The organism is Paraburkholderia sp. RHO2 (assembly GCF_050955445.1).
GTDB lineage: Bacteria > Actinomycetota > Actinomycetes > Mycobacteriales > Mycobacteriaceae > Prescottella > Prescottella agglutinans_A.
The window spans coordinates 802642-820228 of record NZ_CP162617.1 but is presented as its reverse complement, the minus strand read 5'-3'; the positions used below and the strand labels follow the sequence as shown (position 1 = coordinate 820228).

Genomic DNA, 17587 nt, shown 5'->3' with positions numbered 1-17587 from the left:
CTCGCTGTCGTGACTTACGCGCCGTAGACCGGGGTGGGGGTCTCGGCCTTCTCGAGCAGGTCGGCGACGACCGGGCCCAGCTCCTTCGGATCCCAGCGCTCGCCCTTGTCCTGGGTGGGGCCGTGGCGCCAACCCTCGGCCACGGTGATCTTGCCACCCTCGACCTCGAACACGCGGCCGGTGACGTTCTTCGACTCGGCGGAGCCCAGCCACACGACCAGCGGGGAGATGTTCTCCGGCGCCATTGCGTCGAAGCCCTCCTCCGGAGCGGCCATCGCCTCGGCCATCGCGCCGCCGGCACCGACGGTCATACGGGTGCGGGCAGCGGGCGCGATCGCGTTGACCGAGACACCGTAGTTCTTCAGCTCCGCGGCAGCCTGGATGGTCATCTCGGCGATGCCGGCCTTGGCTGCGGCGTAGTTGCCCTGGCCGATGGAGCCCTGCAGCCCCGCGCCCGAGCTGGTGTTGATGATGCGGGCGTCGACCGGGCGTCCGGCCTTGGACTCGGCACGCCAGTACGCGGCGGCGTGACGCAGCGGGGCGAAGTGGCCCTTGAGGTGCACGCGGATGACCGCGTCCCACTCTTCCTCGCTCATGCCGACGAGCATGCGGTCACGCAGGAAGCCCGCGTTGTTGACCAGGATGTCCAGCCCGCCGAAGGTGTCGATGGCGGTCTGGATGAGGTTCTGGGCGCCCTCCCACGACGCGACGTCGTCACCGTTGGTGACGGCCTCGCCGCCGGCGGCCTTGATCTCGGCGACGACCTGCTCGGCCGGGGTCTCGCCGGTGGTGGAGCCATCGCCGCCGACACCGATGTCGTTGACGACAACCTTGGCACCCTCGGCCGCGAAGGCCAGGGCGTGCGCACGACCGATTCCACGGCCGGCGCCGGTGATGATGACGACTCGGCCGTCAAGCAATCCGCTCACTTGTTCTCCTCTGTAGTAGCCGCGGCCAGGAAGGCCGGGCGCTCGCCGCCGCCGTGGACGGTAAGGGTGGAACCGCTGACGTAGGCCGCCAACGGGGATGCCAGGAATGTCGCACAGTTGCCGATGTCCTCGGGGCGTGCCATCCGACCCAGCGGGACGGTGGCGCCGACGGCCTCGATACCGGCGTCGTCGCCGTAGTGCAGGTGGCTCAGCTCGGTCTGCACCAGGCCGACGATGATCGAGTTGACCCGCACCTTGGGCGCCCACTCGACGGACAGGCTCGACGCCAGCGAGTCGATGCCGGCCTTGGCCGCGCCGTAGGCCGCGGTGCCGGGCGAGGGGCGACTGCCGCTGACGCTGGAGATCATGACGATCGATCCACCGTCCTCCTGCTTCTGCATCACCTCGTTGGCGATCTGCGAGATCAGCAGGGGCGCGAGCAGATTCAGCTCGACGATCTTGGAGTGGAACTTGGGACTGGCGTCGGCGGCCATCGCGAACGGCGCACCGCCGGCGTTGTTGACCACGGTGTCGAGCCGGCCGTACTTCGCGACGATCTGATCGATCATCGACTGCACCTGCTCGGCGTCCCGGACGTCGCACGCGATGAAGTCGACACCGCGACCGTCGACCTCGATGGGCTCGGCGGTGTCTTCCCTCGGGCGCCGTGCGCACGTGACCACCGTTGCTCCCGCACGCAGGAACGACCGGCTGATCCCGGCTCCGATTCCGCGCACTCCACCGGTCACCAGCACGACCTTGCCTTCGAGACCGAGATCCACGTTGTTCCTCCCTGAAGCGGCACGGGCCATTCGCACCCGTCTGTGATAACTTACCAAGCAATCGCTTGGTTCGGTCAACAGACGTAAGGAACATGCCATGGGCATCACTTCGACCTCGGACGGTGCCGGGATCACCACGGTCACCGTCGACTACCCGCCGGTGAACGCCATCCCCTCCAAGGGCTGGTTCGAGTTGGCCGACGCCATCGTCGCGGCGGGCAAGGATCCCGAGACCCACGTGGTGATCCTGCGAGCCGAGGGACGCGGCTTCAACGCGGGCGTCGACATCAAGGAGATGCAGGCCACCGAGGGTCACGGCGCCCTGATCGACGCCAACCGCGGCTGCGCAGCGGCCTTCTCCGCGGTCTACGACTGCGAGGTTCCCGTCGTGGTCGCCGTCAACGGCTTCTGCGTCGGCGGCGGCATCGGCCTGGTCGGCAACGCGGACGTCATCGTCGCGTCCGACGACGCCGTCTTCGGCCTGCCCGAGGTGGACCGCGGCGCACTCGGTGCGGCCACGCACCTCGCCCGCCTGGTTCCGCAGCACATGATGCGCACGCTGTACTACACGGCCAAGAACGTCGACGCCCAGACGCTCAAGCACTTCGGTTCCGTGTACGACGTGGTCCCGCGCGCCGAGCTCGACGAGTGCGCCCGCACGATCGCCGGCGAGATCGCGGCCAAGGACACCCGGGTCATCCGGCGTGCCAAGGAAGCCATCAACCGCATCGACGTGGTGGACGTGCACACGAGCTACCGGATCGAGCAGGGCTTCACGTTCGAGCTCAACCTCGCCGGCATCGCCGACGAGCACCGCGACGAGTTCGTCGCCACCGGCAAGCCGCGTGCGAACAAGTAGGGAGTGAACAACATGCGTGACAAGAGGATGTCGCTCGACGAGGTCGTCGGCGAACTGCGCAGTGGAATGACCATCGGCCTGGGCGGCTGGGGTTCGCGTCGCAAGCCGATGGCTTTCGTCCGCGCAATCCTGCGTTCGGACATCACGGACCTGACCGTCGTCACCTACGGCGGACCGGACCTGGGCCTGCTGTGCTCGGCAGGCAAGGTCAAGAAGGCCTACTACGGCTTCGTGTCCCTGGACTCGGCCCCGTTCTACGACCCGTGGTTCGCCAAGCGTCGACTCGAGGGCAGCATCGAATCTCGGGAAATGGACGAGGGCATGGTCAAGTGCGGCCTCGAGGCCGCCGCGGCGCGCTTGCCGTTCCTGCCGATCCGCGCCGGTCTCGGCTCGGACGTCCTGAACTTCTGGGGCGACGAGCTGAAGACGGTCACCTCGCCGTACGCGGACGAGTCCGGCAAGACCGAGACGCTCATCGCGATGCCGGCACTGAACCTGGACGCCTCGTTCGTGCACCTGAACATCGGTGACGCGCACGGCAACGCCGGCTACCAGGGCGTCGACCCCTACTTCGACGACCTGTACTGCATGGCCGCCGAGAAGCGCTACGTCTCCGTCGAGAAGGTCGTCGAGACCGAGCAGCTCGTCAAGGAGGTTCCGCTGCAGCAGCTGATCCTCAACCGCATGATGGTCGACGGTGTCGTCGAGGCACCGGGCGGCGCGCACTTCACCCTCGCCGGCGAGAGCTACGGCCGCGACGAGAAGTTCCAGCGTCACTACGCCGACGCCGCCAAGACCCCCGAGACGTGGCAGGCGTTCGTCGACCGGTTCCTGTCCGGATCCGAGGACGACTACCAGGCCGCCGTCAAGAAGTTCGCAGAGGAGCAGGCATGACCTCCACGGAAAACACCGACACTCGCACGGTCACTCGGGCGGAGTACTGCGCGATCGCGTGCGCCGAGATCTTCGCCGGCGCAGGCGAGATCATGGCCAGCCCGATGGCGACGCTGCCGCTCATCGGCGCCCGCCTCGCGCGTCTGACCTCCGAGCCGGATCTGCTCATCACCGACGGTGAGGCGCTGATCTTCGCGGACACCCCCGCGGTCGGCAAGAAGGGCGCCATCGAGGGCTGGATGCCGTTCCGCAAGGTGTTCGACGTCGTCGCCGGCGGCCGCCGCCACGTCGTCATGGGCGCCAACCAGATCGACCGCTACGGCAACCAGAACCTGTCGGCGTTCGGCCCGCTGCAGCAGCCGACCCGTCAGATGTTCGGTGTTCGCGGCGCCCCGGGCAACACGATCAACCACGCCACCAGCTACTGGGTCGGCAAGCACTCCGCGCGCGTCTTCGTCGACAAGGTCGACGTCGTCTCGGGTGTCGGCTACGACAAGGTCGACCCGGACAACCCCGCGTACAAGTACCTGCACCTGCATCGTGTCGTCACCAACCTCGGTGTCTTCGACTTCGGTGGCGAGAACCACGCGTTCCGCGCGCTGTCGCTGCACCCGGGCGTCACCGCCGAGGACGTCGCGTCCAACACCTCGTTCGAGGTGGAGGGCCTGGATTCGGTCGGGATCACCCGCGAGCCCACCGCCGAGGAACTGCGCATCATCCGCGAGGTCCTGGATCCGAAGAGCCTGCGTGACCGCGAGGTCTCGCTGTGAGCCAGGTGCTGAAGACGCCGTTCACCGAGCTGGTGGGCGTCGAGCATCCCATCGTGCAGACGGGCATGGGCTGGGTCTCCGGCCCGCGCCTGACCGCGGCCACCGCGAACGCGGGCGGTCTCGGCATCCTCGCCTCGGCGACGATGACGTACGAGGAGCTCGAGGCTGCGATCAAGAAGACCAAGCAGCTCACCGACAAGCCGTTCGGTGTCAACATGCGTGCCGACGCGTCGGACGCGGCCAAGCGCTGCGACCTGCTGATCCGCGAGGGCGTCAAGGTTGCCTCGTTCGCGTTGGCGCCCAAGAAGGACCTGATCGCCAAGCTCAAGGACAACGGGATCGTCGTGATCCCGTCGATCGGCGCCGCCAAGCACGCCGTGAAGGTGGCCTCGTGGGGCGCCGACGCGGTGGTCGTGCAGGGCGGTGAGGGCGGTGGCCACACCGGCGGTGTCGCGACGACGCTGCTGCTGCCGTCCGTGCTCGACGCCGTGGACATCCCGGTCGTCGCCGGCGGCGGCTTCTTCGACGGTCGCGGCCTGGCAGCAGCGCTGTCGTACGGCGCCGCGGGTGTCGCGATGGGCACCCGCTTCCTGCTCACGAGCGATTCGGCGGTGCCCGACTCGGTCAAGCAGGAGTACCTCAAGCGCAGCCTGACGGACACCACGGTGTCCGTGAAGGTCGACGGCATGCCGCACCGCGTGCTCAACACCGACCTGGTGAACGCACTCGAGAAGTCCAGCTACGCAAAGGGGCTCGTCGCGGCCACCAAGAACGCCATGAAGTTCAAGGCGATGACGGGCATGAAGTGGTCCACCCTCGCCAAGGACGGGCTCGCCATGAAGAAGGCGGGCGACCGCACGTGGCAGCAGATCATCATGGCCGCCAACACCCCGATGCTGCTCAAGGCCGGTCTGGTCGAGGGCAACACGGAGGCCGGCGTGCTCGCGTCCGGTCAGGTGGTCGGCATGATCGACGACCTGCCGAGCTGCAAGGAACTGATCGACCGCATCATGGCCGACGCCACGGCGCGCATCGATGCTCTTGGAGACCTCAAGGCCTGATCGGTCCGGGTTTTCGTCTGAAGGGACCCTTCATGCGCCACCAGCGCGTGTGAACTGGTCCCCGATTGTTGGACTGGCTAAGTGGGAGCCTAAGCCGCGAGGGCCTGGGTCCGGTATTGCACCGGGCTCAGGCCCTCGAGTTTTGTGGAGATCCGTTCGGTGTTGTACCAGTCGATGTAGTCGTCGATCGCGGTGGTCAGCGCCTCGGTGTCGGGGTATCGGGTGTGGTCGAAGAGCTCGGCTTTGAGGTGGCCGAAGAAGTTCTCCATCACGGCGTTGTCGTAGCAGTTGGCCTTGCGCGACATCGATTGGGTCGCAGCGGCTTCAGCGAGCAGCCGTCGCCAGGACGAGTGCTGGTACTGGAATCCCTGATCCGAGTGCACGAGCGGGGCCTGCCCGTCGTCGAGGGTCGCGAGCGCGGCTTGCAGCGAACTGTTGGTCAGTTGCAGCGTCGGTGACGGGCCGATCGAGTGGGCGACGATCTGCCGGTCGAACAGGTCCATGACCGGTGACAGATACAGCTTGTCGTCGCCGATGCGGAACTCGGTCACGTCGGTGACCCACTTGCGGTTCGGGGCGTCGGCGGTGAAGTCGCGGTCGAGCAGGTTCGCCGCGATCGTGCCGACCTGGCCCTGATAGGCGACGTACTTGCGCTTGCGTCGGACCCGGCAGGCCAGCCCGAGCGTGCGCATCAGCGTCAGCACCGTCTTCTTCGCCACCCGCCAGCCGGCACGGGTCAGTGCGTGGTGGATGCGACGGTGCCCGTAGCGGCCGCGGCTGCGCACGAACGCCTCGGTGATCGCGGCCTTCAACTCGGCGTTCGGGTCCGGTGCCCGCAGACGCGCCTGGTGATAGAAGAACGTCGACCGGGCCACCCCGGTGGCCTCGAGCAGCACATCGATGCGGTGTTCGGCCTTGAGGGAGACGACGGCAGCGACCTTCACCGTCGTTGTTGCGCCCTCAAGGCCCGTAATTTTCCCAGGTAGGCGACCTGCGCCCGCAGCACCTCGTTCTCGCGGCGCAGCTGCTCGAGCTCACTGACCTCGTCCGGCCCGGGATCGGCGGGTTTCGGGGGACGCCCGGCCCGCTTCGGGCGCAGCCCGTCCTCGCCCTCGTTGCGGTACTTGCGCACCCACGTCTCGATCAGTTTCGGCGAGGACAGGTCGAACTCGCGGGCGAGGTCGACCTTCGCCTCGCCGGCGATAGCGCGGCGCACTACGTCGAGTTTCAACTCGAACGAGAACGACCGTCTGTCCCGAGGTTTGGCCACCAGAACTCCTCTTCCGCGAACCCGCCACCGGTCATACAACCGTCTGACGGCTGGCCGACCCACGCCCAACCTCGTCGCGACCGTGCGGTCACCCACACCGACCTCGAACAACGCTACAGCCACCACCCGCTGATCCTCGGACAGTGAACTTCGTGCACGCATAAAACTGCTCCCCGGACATCGGAACCGAATTTCTCAGTCCAACTTCCGGGGAGCAGTTCAGTGGAGGGTCCCTTCGCTCGTCGAGGGTCGGACGAGTCTCAGGAGTCCGGGTCCCGCTGGACGACCCAGGTGGCGATCTGGGTGCGCGAGGTGAAGCCGAGCTTCTCGCGGATGCGCTCGACGTGCCCCTCGACGGTCCGTTGCGAGATCACGAGTCGATCGGCGATCGCCTTGTTCGTCATGCCCTGTGCGACGAGGTCGGCCACCTGCTGCTCCCGCCGGGTGAGCGAGACGGGAGCCGCCGTGGGTGCCGGCGATTCGTCGAGCGGCTGCTCCTCGAGTGCGCGGGCGATCGCGGCGTCCAGGCTCAGCGCCCTCCCCCGAGCAAGCGCCTTCTCGATTGCCCTGTCCCCGAGTGCGTTACGTGCTGCCGCCATGCACGCGTCGTGATAGGTGACCAGACTGCCGAACGTCGCCATGGGGCTTCCCGTGGCCGTGAACTGGGCGTCGGCCGCACCCATCAGGACGGCCGCGAGTTCGGGGTCCCGTTCCACCGCCGTCCAAGCCAGCTCCTCGAAGCACCACGCGCAGCCGAAGAGATTGCCTAGTCGGCGCAGCAGTCCGAGGGAATCCTCGAGCATTGCGGTCCCTCGGGAACGGTTCCCCCACCGCCACAGCGCGGAACCGTAGTCCGACATCGTCATTGCACGCCACATGATCTCGCCGTGCGACTCGGTGAGTGCAAGTTCTTCCTCGTAGACGCGCGCGGCTCGGTCCGCGTCTCCCAGAGCGTCGATCACGAACGCGAACCAGTACAGCGCGGGAACCAGTCGGACGATATCGTCGTCGGCCCGGAACGTCCGGATCGCCCGCTCCAGGTGCTCCGCGCCGCGAGGAAGGTCATCGCCGGCCACGGCGACGAATCCGACCGCGTAGGTCGCCAACGCCGCCGCACCCTCGTCGGACAACTCGTCGGCGCGGCGACGTGCGTCCTCGGCCAGGGCTGTCGCCGCGGGGATGTCCTGCTGGAGCGCCGCCAGCAGACTGCCCGTCACCGCCGCCTCGATCACGGCTGCCCCGAGATCGCCCACGGTGGTCGTCGGTACCCGCGCCAGGGCGCGCTCCACCCAGTAGCGTCCCTCACTGAATTGGCCGCGCGGAAGGCAGTAGTCGTGCAGAGCACTCGCGACGCACAGTGCGTCCCCGACCGAATCGGGATCGGTGAGGCTGAACTCCAACGAGCTCCGCACGTTGGGCGCCTCCCAGTCCAGCCGCGTCATCCACTCGAGCTGCCGGGGCCCGATCCAGTCGGCTCTCGCCCAGAGCACCACCTGCTGGTACCAGTCGCGGTGCCGACGCTGCAGCGCCGTCCACTCCTCGTCGCGCAGCAGTCCGCGACCGTAGTCGCGAAGCGTCTCGAGCATGCGGAACCGGACGGTCGCGTCGGCCTCCTCGCGAATGAGGACCGACTTGTCGACCAGCGACGTCACGAGGTCGATCAGTTCGCCGAACACCGCTTCGCCGGAGAGAATGCCCTCGATCGCCTCCAGATCGAAGCTGCCTGCGAAAACGGTGAGGTGCGCCCACAGCCACTGTTCCTGCGGAGTGCACAGGTCGTAGCCCCAGTCGATGCTCAATTTGAGCGCCTGCTGCCGGTTCGGCGCATTCCGGCTGCCGCGGGTCAGCAGTTGGAAGCGATCGTCCAGTCGGCTCAGGATCTCGTCGACCGACATCGCGCGCAGCCGCGCGGCAGCCAGTTCGATCGGCAGGGGTAGGCCCTCCAGCTGTCGGCAGATCCGTTCGACAGCGGCGCGGTTCTCCTCGGTGATCCGAAAGTCCGGCAGCGCGGACTGCGCGCGCTGTTCGAACAGCGCAACCGCGTCGCTGTGCGATGACTCGGCCGGAGACGACGGGGATCCGGATTCGCCGGGCACCTCCATCGGCGGGACCCGCATCACGATCTCGCCGGGCACGCCGAGCGGTTCTCGACTCGTCGCCAGGACGCTCAGTCCCGGACAGTGCCGGAGCAACTCCGCCGTCAGGTCCGCGACGGGCGCCACGAGATGCTCACAGTTGTCCAGCACCAACAGGACTCGACCGTCGCCCAGGTGGTCGACCAGGACGGCACGCAGTGCACGGGTCGACCGGTCCTGGATACCGAGGGCACTGATCACAGTCTGTTCGAGGAGCGCTGGATCCTGCAGTTCGCCCAGTTCGACGAGCCATGCCCCACCGTCGAAGCCCCTGCGCACGTCCTCCGCGACGCGGAGCGCAAGTCGTGTCTTTCCCACACCCCCGAGACCGGTGAACGTCACCAGGCGTGATTCCGAGACGAGGCGCCGCGCCTCTATAACCTCTGACCGCCGACCGACGAAACTGGTCAGTTCGAACGGCAGGTTGCCCGCCTTGACCGTCATGTCGGACCGCCGAACTGTCGCCTGCCGGCGACTCTGTCTCCGGGGAAAGTCTACGCCTCCACGATCTCTCGCGACTTTCTGACGAACCGCGCGAACTCGCCGACTAGGCGAGTTCGCTGCCGGACTTCGCTCCCTGCTCCGAACGCGACAGGAGCCCGCCGAGGACGTCGAGGGCGCCGGCCCAGGAATCGAGGGTCGCGGGCGCCAGCCTGCGGTGGTCGAGTACACCGGGCTGCGCGAGCGCCGAGTCGAACGGAACTTCGACGAACCCGGCGACGCGGGGTGCCAGCGCATCCCGGATCGGCCCCAGATCGACCGGGGCGTCGGGCAATTGGTGGGAGACGACGATGATCGCGTCACCGAGTGTCTGCGCGCCGTACGTCGACATGATCCAGGTGAGCGCGTCGCGCATACGGCTGAGCGGCTCGGATCGGGCGGGTGCCACCATCACCACCGCAGCGCCGGACCTGATCAGCGGCGCCAGCCGCGGCGACCGCAGTGCCGTGCCGACGTCGTGGATGCGGGCACTGTGACGGGCCGCGAGGAGTTCGTCGACGATCGCCGGGTCGCTGGGCTGACCGTCGCTGCCGCCGACCACGACGACGCCGGCCGACGTCAACGCCATGCGCGACTCGAACTGCCGGATCGACCGCGCGGGGTCCACCATCTCGAAGCCCGTTCGGGAGAGCAGGTTTCCGCCGTCGCTGGTCGCATCGACCGCCGAGACCTCGTTGCCGGTACCCAATCGCAGCGCGGTCGCGAGGCCGTACGCGGTCGTCGTGGTGGCCGCGCCGCCCGAACCCGCGACGACCACTGCGGACACCCGTTCGGGCTCCGGCATGTTCGGCACACGTCGGAGCGAGACCACGTTGCTCATTTAATGTCCTCCACCTTCGCAATCTTGAAACCCTCGGGTGAGGGGGCAACGGTGATCCGTTGGCGGATCACGCCGTCCGAGGCACCCGGCGAGCGCAGTAGGAGGTCGACGTTGTAGACGTTCGGATCCGGGGTGGAGGCGATGGTGACGCAGTGCTCGGTGCCGAGGGAGACACCGTCGATGAACTTCTGGATCTCCGGGACGGCGTTGGGCGCGACCATGAGCGAGGCGACCCGTGCGCCGTCACGTTCGACGTAGTAGGCGTGGTCGAAGGCGCGGATGACGCCGGGTCCGTCGGATGTACTGCCTGGGCCGCGGCCGACGCTGCGGCCGTCGGCTGTCGATTCCGCACACCAGACAGGGGCTGGAGCGGCCGCCTCCGGACTTGTCGACGTCGAGGACGTTACCGACGTCGTCGCCGCGGCAACTGGTTTCGGTGTGCCCTCGGTAGCCGTGTCGCCGCCCTGGAGGACGACCACAGTTGCGGCCGACGCGATCGCGACGAGTGCGACCGCGACGCCACCGATCAGCAGCGGTTTCCGGCCGCCGGACTCGGACGCCTTCGTCTCGGCCTGCTCGATCTGCTCGACCTTCTCGGCCTTATCGAGCGGCTCAGCCTTCTCGAGCGGCTCGACGTTCTCGGGCTTCTCGGCCTTCTCGCGTTTGTCTCGTTTGTCGCGCTTCTTGCGTTTCTTCGGCTCGGCAGTCGGCGATTCCGGTGACACCAACCAGGTAGGCATCTGGTCGAATTCGGCAGGCAGGCCTGCCCCCGGATCCGGCTCCGGGGAGGCATCAGGATGGGGATGCACGGCATCGGCCGGCAGCTCACCCGGTGACGCTTCTCGGGCCGGTTCGGGGACCGGAACCCGGGCCTGATCGACCGCCGGTTCGGCGGTCGGAACGGGGGCCGGTTCGACCACCTGCACGGGCGAAGATTGCTGCGGCGCGGATTCCGCTGTAGCCGTTTCCCGTTCGTAGTGCTCGGTCACGTCCGGGAACAGCGGGTGCTCGGTCCGGTTGTCCGTCGCCATGTGTCCTCCTGCTGGTGGGGCGGGCCCGCGTCCGAGCCCGCCCCACCCCTGTCTCAAACCTGGATGCCGTCTCCGACGGCGTCGCTGATCATGTTCGACGCGACTCCGGGCGTCGAATCGGCGAAGAACGTCGCCAGGCGTGCATCCACCTGATCGAGCGCCTGGTCACCGCCGGGCTGGGAGGCGACGAAATCGCGTGCCTGACGGTCGATTCCGGGCGCCGCAGCGACCGTGTTACGCACCGCCGCCGCCGCGGCGCCACCGGCGGGGTTCGTCTCCCACTGCGCGAGGGTCTCCTCCGTCCAAGCCGCAATGGCCGGCTTGTCGATGTCGGGCACCGTGACCTCGATGGGCTCACCCAGGTCACCGGCTCCGAACGCAGTACCGCTGGCGACGCCCAGGGCCCCACCGATTACTGCACCGGGAACTGCAGTGATTGCACCGCCGATCGCGGCGCCCGCCGCGGTGCCTGCAACACCCGTCGTGACCTCGGGCAGGACCGGGATCGGTAGCGGGATGACTCCGCCGATGGCAGCGCCCTGGACACCTCCGATGGTGCCACCCAGCAGCGCACCCGGAATGGCACCCAGTGCAGCACCACTGACTGCTCCAGCGGCACCGAGACCGAGCTGTGCCGCGGCAAGACGATTCGCGCGAGTGGTCTCGATGCCGATCGACCGCCAGAATGTCGATACCTCGGCCTCGATGACGGCGGAAGTGTTGTTGGTACGCGCGAGATCCTCGTCGGTCACCCAGTTCGGCTGCGCAAGATGATAATCGCCGATACGCAGCGTCTCTCGCGGCGCGATGATCGGCGCGGTGGGCTCGACGTAGGTCGGCAGGTGCAGGTCCTGGACCTGGAGCGGCGCGACGTAGTAGTCGTCGGGCGCGTCGTAGGTGTTGGTGTCGTAGTCGTAGTTCTCGAGTGGCTGGTACTCGATGTTCTGGTACTGGGCCGGCGGCTCCACCCAGTACACCGGCTCGGGCTGCTCGGGACCCGAGGTGACGCCACCCTGCGTGGACGGCGCCGACGTCACGCCGCCCTGCGTCGAGGGAGCGGAGGTGACACCACCCTGCGAGGGCAGCTCGTTCGGTGCCGCCTGCGCCGCGCCCGACGCGGCCACGAGAACGGCGGCGGCAGCGGACGGAACGATCGCAACGCGCGCAACCGTCCCCACGCGCGACTTGTGGTGCTTACCCATCTACGAAATCCCCCTTGGTGTCCGGAAACGAAGTCACGATCGACCCGGCCCGAAGGCAGCGGCACGACAAGGGAAGAGAAGTACGGCTGGTTCGTGAAGAGGAGGATGTGGACGCGGCGGGCAGTCGAAGCGCCCCCGCCCGGGCACGCGAACGCCCGGCACCCCCCTCGGCAACGATGCCGCCCCTATCTCGATGATCTTCCCCCGCCGACCGAAATCCCCTAGGCCGGACAATTGCGAAACGAAATAGTACCCGGGCGCGCCGACCGAATCGACCGGCCCCCTCGGCGACGCCAGCGGTGCCCGTCGAAACCCGTCAGGAACGCGCGGCGGCGCCCCGTGCGGCGATCCGCTCCCGCACCTCGGGCCGCCGCAGCGGCGGGACGGTCTTGGGTGGTTGCCGTCGCGGCGGCAGGGCGGCGAGCAGCTCCATCGTCGTCGCGGTCACCTCCTCGACGGCCCTCTCGAAGGCGTCGCGGTTGGCGTCGGACAGCTTCTGGATACCGCTGACCTTGCGGACGTACTGTCGGGCCGCGGCCTCGATCTCCTCGGGTGTGGCTGCCGGTTCGAGCCCGCGCAGCTCGGTGATGTTTCGGCACATGCCTCGAACGGTAACCCCGTGTCGGTCGGCGCGAAAGGCTGTTCCACGGGACGGGTACCGCGTACTTTCGGTATCAGACATCGGACGGCGACCGCGGGGGGCACGATGCACGTCGTAGAGAGCACGAACACCGCCACCACGGCCATTCCCCATCCGCCGCGCCGTCTGCCCCTGCTCGGCGATGTCCTCGGGGTCTCGCTTCATACCCCGGTCCAGGACTCGATGCGGCTCGGACGCCAGCTGGGACCGATTTTCGAGCGCAACGCGCTCGGTCACCGGTTCGTCTTCGTGTCCGGCGCCGACATGGTCGCGGAACTGTCCGACGAGTCCCGCTTCGCGAAGAATGTCGCACCCGGGATCGCGGAGTTGCGCGGGATCGGCGGCGACGGCCTGTTCACCGCGTACAACGAGGAGCCGAACTGGGCCAAGGCGCACAATCTGCTGCGCCCGGCGTTCACGCAGGCCGCCATGCGCTCGTACCACGACATCATGGTGCAGGTGGCCGGTGAACTCACCGAGCACTGGGACGCACGGGTCGGTGGCGCGGCCGTGGACGTGTCGTCGGACATGACGAAGCTGACCCTCGAGACCATCGGGCGCACCGGCTTCAGCTATTCGTTCGACTCGTTCCACCGCGAGCTGCCGCACCCGTTCGTCGAGGCGATGGTCCGGGCCCTCACGCACGCGCAGCGCCGCACCTTCCGCAACGTGCCGCTCGTCTCGAAGTTCTTGTACCGCAAGTCCGATCAGCAGAACGCGGCGGACACCGCGTACATGGCACACGTGGTCGACGAGGTGATCCGGCAGCGCCGGGACAGCGCCGAGGAAGGCCCCGAGGATCTGCTCGAGATCATGCTGCGCGCGGCGCGGGAGGACGACCCGAACCGCCTCGACGAGGTGAACATTCGCAATCAGGTGGTGACGTTCCTCGTGGCCGGACACGAAACCACCTCCGGCGCATTGTCTTTTGCTCTGCACTACCTCGCCCGCAATCCGGAGGTGCTGGCGAGGGCGCGTACCGAGGTGGACGCGGTGTGGGGCGACGAGGTACCCGCCTTCGAGAAGGTGGCGAAACTGCGCTACGTCCGACGCATCCTCGACGAGACGCTGCGCCTGTGGCCGACGGCGCCCGCGTACGCGCGCGAGGCGAGGGAGGACACCGTGCTCGCCGGCCGGTACCCGATGAGGGCGGGCGACTGGGTCCTGGTCCTCATTCCGGCGCTCCACCGCGATCCGGCGTGGGGCGAGGACCCCGAACGCTTCGATCCGGACCGCTTCTCGCCCGAGCACGTGCGAGGTCGGGCACCGCACATCTACAAGCCTTTCGGCACCGGTGAACGCGCCTGCATCGGTAGGCAATTCGCGATCCACGAGGCCGTCCTCGTGCTCGGGACGATCCTGCGCCGCTACGACTTCTCCGCGGATCCCGATTACCAGCTGCGCATCCAGGAGCGCCTGACGCTCATGCCGGTCGACTTCACATTGAGACTTCGTCCGCGCGATCGCGGATGAACGACGCTACGTCGCACCGCACCGCGATGTCTTCGGGCATGATGGTGTTGGCGTAGTCGTCGAAGACTGGAGGCCCACATGGGCCAACCGTTCTCGCGGGAGGCACTCGAGCCGCGCCGCCCGGTTCGCTTCTGCACGGCCCCGACCGGCGCGCGGATCGCCTACGCCTCCATGGGGCGGGGAAAAGCGCTGCTGGTTCCCGCCGCGTGGATCAGCCACCTGGAGCTGCTGTGGCGGGACCCGGCCTACCGCGCCTTCTTCACGCCGCTGTCGGCGGCCCGCACGGTGGTGCAGTACGACCGGCCCGGTTGCGGGCTTTCCGATCCCTGGCGGGAAGCCCAGGGTCTGGACACCGACGTGGCGCACCTCCGGGCCATTGCCGATCACCTGGACCTGGAGCGCGTCGATCTGCTGGGAATCTCACTGGGCGCCCCGGTGTCCGTCGCCTTTGCCGCACGTTTCCCCGAACGGGTCGACCGGCTGATCCTGTACGGCGGTTACGCCGACGGCTCCGACATCGCCACGCCCGAAGTTCGCACCGCCATGCTGGGCATGATCCGGGCCCACTGGGGGTTGGGATCGGAGCTGCTGGCCGACATCTTCCTGCCGGACGGCAATGCCGAGACCAAGGCCCTCTTCGCCCGATTGCAGCAGGAAGCGGCATCGCCCCGCCTCGCGGCCGACTTGCTCGCGCAGTGCTACGACGCCGACGTCACCGATCTGGTCGCCCAGGTCGCCGCACCGACGCTGGTGGTGCACCGGCGCGGGGACCGGGCGATCCCCTACCGCGCCGGCCGCGAGCTGGCGGCATCCATCCCGGGCGCGCGGCTGGTCACGCTGCCCGGCAGCAGCCATTTCCCGTTCGTCGGCGATGCCGCCGCCGTCGTGCGGGCGATCCTGGAATTCCTGGGGAGCAGTCCCATCGTGCCCGCGACGGATCGTCCGTCCGCGACCTCAGCCGAGTTGACCGCGCGGCAACTCCAGGTGGCGGCGCTCGTCGCCGACGGCATGACCAACCGGCAGATCGCGGAGCGGCTGGGCATCGAGGAGCGCTCCGCCGAGGGGCACGTCGAGCGCATCCGGCTCCGGCTCGGCGTGACGTCCCGCGCACAGGTCGCCGCATGGTGGGCTCGACACGTCTCGCCCGGTCCCGCCGGCGATGCCGGGGTACCGGATTGAGGTACCGGCAGGGGTGATTCCCGCCTATCCGCCGGTGCGCACCTCCGCGAGGCTTGTCGTCATATCGACCGACCACGAACCCCGACAGGAGCGTCAGCCATGAACGCCAGCCACGACGTGTTGCCCTTCGCGACGAAGGAGCCTGCACCGACCACACCGGACGCCTTCCGGCCCCATCCACTCCGTGGGCCGTTCAACGCCTTGTTCTTCACCGCCCTCGACCGGTACCTGGATCGCCTGCTGCGGTCGCACAAGCGATCCCTCTTCGACAACCTTCCCGCCACCATCGTCGAACTGGGGCCCGGTGTGGGTGCCAACCTGCGCTATCTCCGCGCCGGCACCCGGTTGATCGCCGTCGAGCCGAACCCGGCGATGCATGATCGCCTGCGTGCGCGAGCCGCTCGCGCCCACATCGATCTGGAACTGCACACCACCGGCGCCGAACGACTCGATCTGCCCGACGCATCGGTGGACGCGGTGATATCCAGCCTCGTGCTCTGCACCGTGGCCGACCCCGGTGCCGTGCTCACCGAGATCCACCGCATCCTGCGTCCCGGCGGGCAGTACGCCTTCCTCGAACACGTCGCCGCTCCGGAGCGGACAGCGCTCCGCCGCCTGCAGCGGGCCGTACGCCGGCCCTGGAGCTGGACCTTCGAGGGCTGCTCCTGCGAGCGGGACCTGCAGGCAGCCATCGAGGCCGCCGGATTCGCCGAGACGACCATCGAGGCCTATCAGCTGCACTCCCCCTTCCTGCCGGCCAACTCCCAGATCGCCGGCGTCGCCTGCAAACGCGGCTGACGGACGCCTCGCCGGCCTCACCAGCATTTCCGACCCGGGACCTCCTCGCACTCTTCGCATTCGGACATTCCACACACCCGGCCTCGAAAGCGCCGCTACTGTGCGCGTCACATCCGCACACGAGAAACGGCGAACGACATGGACTCATCCCTGGCCACCGTGGCCCTGCCCGCCGCGCTCGCGATCATCATGTTCGGGCTCGGCCTGTCGCTGACGGTCACCGATTTCGCCCGCGTCGCACGACATCCCCGCATCGTCACGATCGCGCTCGCCTGCCAGCTGCTGATCCTGCCCGCGGTCGCGTTCGGACTGGTACTGCTGTTCGATCTGTCGCCGCTGCTCGCCGTCGGCATGATGGTGCTGGCGGCTTCCCCCGGCGGCACCACCGCGAACCTCTTCAGCCACCTCTACCGCGGCGACGTTGCCCTGAACATCACACTGACAGCGGTCAATTCGGTGGTCGCGGTCGCGACACTGCCCATCGTCACGAACTTCGCGCTCGGTTACTTCGACCCCGACACCGGGGCAACGATGGGCCTGCAGTTCGGCAAGGTCCTGCAGGTGTTCGCCATCGTGCTCGTCCCGGTCGCGGTCGGCATGTTCGTGCGCGCGCGGTGGGCGGACTTCGCGCACCGCATGGACAAGCCCGTCCGGATCGCGTCGGCGGTCGTGCTGGTGCTCGTCATCGTCGGCACCATCGCCGCCGAACGCGAGAACGTCGGCAGCTATCTCGCCGACGTCGGGGCGATCACGATCCTGTTCTGCATCGCCAGTCTCACCGTGGGCTACTGGATTCCGAAACTCCTGGGCGCCGACAAGCGCCAGTCGATCGCGTGCTCGATGGAGATCGGCGTCCACAACAGCACCCTCGCGATCGCGATCGCGATCAGTGTCCTCGACAGCGTCGACATCGCGATCCCCGGCGCCGTCTACGGCGTCGTGATGTTCCCGGCCGCTGCCGCCGTCGGATGGCTGATCAGCCGGGGCACGGCTACCGAGGCACCGATCGACCCGAGCCGGGATCGACCCGAACCCGCCGCCGAGAGCAGCTGACGTCGCGTCCACACCTCGACGCCGTCACACCCTTCGGCGCCTGACTCGCGTTTTGCGCACTTGTCGCGTCCCTCGGCCGCCCGGCGCGCGGAAAATGCGCGAAACGTGGGGCCCGGGACGCGACCCGGCAATCGTGACGAGTCCCGAGACGACGAATGCCCTGCCGGTCTGATATCGAAACGGCAGGGCA

General features: G+C 68.1%; 17 protein-coding genes and 1 pseudogene. 8 read left to right on the top strand and 10 right to left on the bottom strand.

Translation table 11 applies throughout. The features are described from left to right. Nucleotides 1-14: 14 nt before the first annotated feature. Nucleotides 15-929: an SDR family oxidoreductase gene (locus ABTV10_RS03725; protein ID WP_433609914.1), complete on the bottom strand. Its 915-nt coding sequence runs from the start codon at nt 927-929 to the stop codon at nt 15-17. After that, nucleotides 926-1711, bottom strand: coding sequence for an SDR family oxidoreductase (locus tag ABTV10_RS03720; RefSeq protein WP_499032654.1), 786 nt, complete (start codon nt 1709-1711; stop codon nt 926-928). The genes ABTV10_RS03725 and ABTV10_RS03720 overlap by 4 nt, the downstream gene beginning before the upstream one ends. A 97-nt stretch (nt 1712-1808) precedes the next feature. Here ABTV10_RS03720 and echA20 point away from each other — a divergent pair, with 97 nt between their 5' ends. Genes echA20 through ABTV10_RS03700 form a run of 4 tightly spaced genes read left to right on the top strand, consistent with a single transcriptional unit; the run spans nt 1809 to nt 5295 of the window. Further along, nucleotides 1809-2570 carry a (7aS)-7a-methyl-1,5-dioxo-2,3,5,6,7,7a-hexahydro-1H-indene-carboxyl-CoA hydrolase gene (echA20, locus tag ABTV10_RS03715; protein ID WP_499032653.1) on the top strand — a complete coding sequence of 254 codons (762 nt, stop codon included), beginning with the start codon at nt 1809-1811 and terminating at the stop codon, nt 2568-2570. Between the two features lie 3 nt (nt 2571-2573). Next, nucleotides 2574-3464, top strand: a complete 891-nt coding sequence (locus tag ABTV10_RS03710) for a CoA transferase subunit A (protein ID WP_499032650.1) — start codon at nt 2574-2576, stop codon at nt 3462-3464. After that, nucleotides 3461-4234, top strand: a complete 774-nt coding sequence (gene ipdB / locus ABTV10_RS03705; RefSeq protein ID WP_433609906.1) for a cholesterol ring-cleaving hydrolase subunit IpdB — start codon at nt 3461-3463, stop codon at nt 4232-4234. Before ABTV10_RS03710 ends, ipdB begins: the two co-directional genes overlap by 4 nt. Then, nucleotides 4231-5295 carry an NAD(P)H-dependent flavin oxidoreductase gene (locus ABTV10_RS03700; RefSeq protein WP_499032648.1) on the top strand — a complete coding sequence of 355 codons (1065 nt, stop codon included), beginning with the start codon at nt 4231-4233 and terminating at the stop codon, nt 5293-5295. Before ipdB ends, ABTV10_RS03700 begins: the two co-directional genes overlap by 4 nt. An 89-nt stretch (nt 5296-5384) precedes the next feature. Here ABTV10_RS03700 and ABTV10_RS03695 read toward each other — a convergent pair whose 3' ends face one another. The 8 genes and pseudogenes from ABTV10_RS03695 to ABTV10_RS03660 form a co-directional block, all read right to left on the bottom strand. Further along, nucleotides 5385-6239, bottom strand: coding sequence for an IS3 family transposase (locus ABTV10_RS03695; protein ID WP_499028888.1), 855 nt, complete (start codon nt 6237-6239; stop codon nt 5385-5387). Beyond that, nucleotides 6236-6565, bottom strand: a complete 330-nt coding sequence (locus ABTV10_RS03690; protein WP_499035126.1) for a transposase — start codon at nt 6563-6565, stop codon at nt 6236-6238. Before ABTV10_RS03690 ends, ABTV10_RS03695 begins: the two co-directional genes overlap by 4 nt. A 33-nt stretch (nt 6566-6598) precedes the next feature. Further along, a pseudogene (locus ABTV10_RS03685) lies at nt 6599-6727 on the bottom strand (hypothetical protein); the annotation flags it as partial. 98 nt (nt 6728-6825) lie between these two features. Further along, complete coding sequence (locus ABTV10_RS03680; protein WP_499032646.1) at nt 6826-9144, bottom strand: ATP-binding protein; 2319 nt, start codon at nt 9142-9144, stop codon at nt 6826-6828. Between the two features lie 103 nt (nt 9145-9247). After that, nucleotides 9248-10021 carry a hypothetical protein gene (locus tag ABTV10_RS03675; RefSeq protein WP_499032645.1) on the bottom strand — a complete coding sequence of 258 codons (774 nt, stop codon included), beginning with the start codon at nt 10019-10021 and terminating at the stop codon, nt 9248-9250. Then, nucleotides 10018-11052, bottom strand: coding sequence for a DUF8176 domain-containing protein (locus ABTV10_RS03670; RefSeq protein ID WP_499032644.1), 1035 nt, complete (start codon nt 11050-11052; stop codon nt 10018-10020). Before ABTV10_RS03670 ends, ABTV10_RS03675 begins: the two co-directional genes overlap by 4 nt. Nucleotides 11053-11105: 53 nt before the next feature. After that, nucleotides 11106-12254: a hypothetical protein gene (locus ABTV10_RS03665; protein WP_499032642.1), complete on the bottom strand. Its 1149-nt coding sequence runs from the start codon at nt 12252-12254 to the stop codon at nt 11106-11108. Nucleotides 12255-12570: 316 nt separating this feature from the next. After that, nucleotides 12571-12855: a DUF2277 domain-containing protein gene (locus ABTV10_RS03660; RefSeq protein ID WP_499032641.1), complete on the bottom strand. Its 285-nt coding sequence runs from the start codon at nt 12853-12855 to the stop codon at nt 12571-12573. A gap of 105 nt (nt 12856-12960) precedes the next feature. On the opposite strand from ABTV10_RS03660, the gene ABTV10_RS03655 reads away from it, so the two are divergent. The 4 genes from ABTV10_RS03655 to ABTV10_RS03640 all read left to right on the top strand — a co-directional run bounded on the left by ABTV10_RS03655 (nt 12961) and on the right by ABTV10_RS03640 (nt 17397). Then, a complete protein-coding gene (locus ABTV10_RS03655; RefSeq protein ID WP_499032640.1) occupies nt 12961-14367 on the top strand; it encodes a cytochrome P450 in 1407 nt (468 codons plus the stop codon). A gap of 78 nt (nt 14368-14445) precedes the next feature. Beyond that, a complete protein-coding gene (locus tag ABTV10_RS03650) occupies nt 14446-15546 on the top strand; it encodes an alpha/beta fold hydrolase (protein WP_499032639.1) in 1101 nt (366 codons plus the stop codon). Nucleotides 15547-15645: 99 nt separating this feature from the next. Next, a complete protein-coding gene (locus ABTV10_RS03645; RefSeq protein ID WP_499032638.1) occupies nt 15646-16344 on the top strand; it encodes a class I SAM-dependent methyltransferase in 699 nt (232 codons plus the stop codon). A 138-nt stretch (nt 16345-16482) separates the two neighbouring features. Continuing rightward, nucleotides 16483-17397: a bile acid:sodium symporter family protein gene (locus ABTV10_RS03640; RefSeq protein WP_499032637.1), complete on the top strand. Its 915-nt coding sequence runs from the start codon at nt 16483-16485 to the stop codon at nt 17395-17397. The last annotated feature ends 190 nt before the right edge of the window (nt 17398-17587 follow it).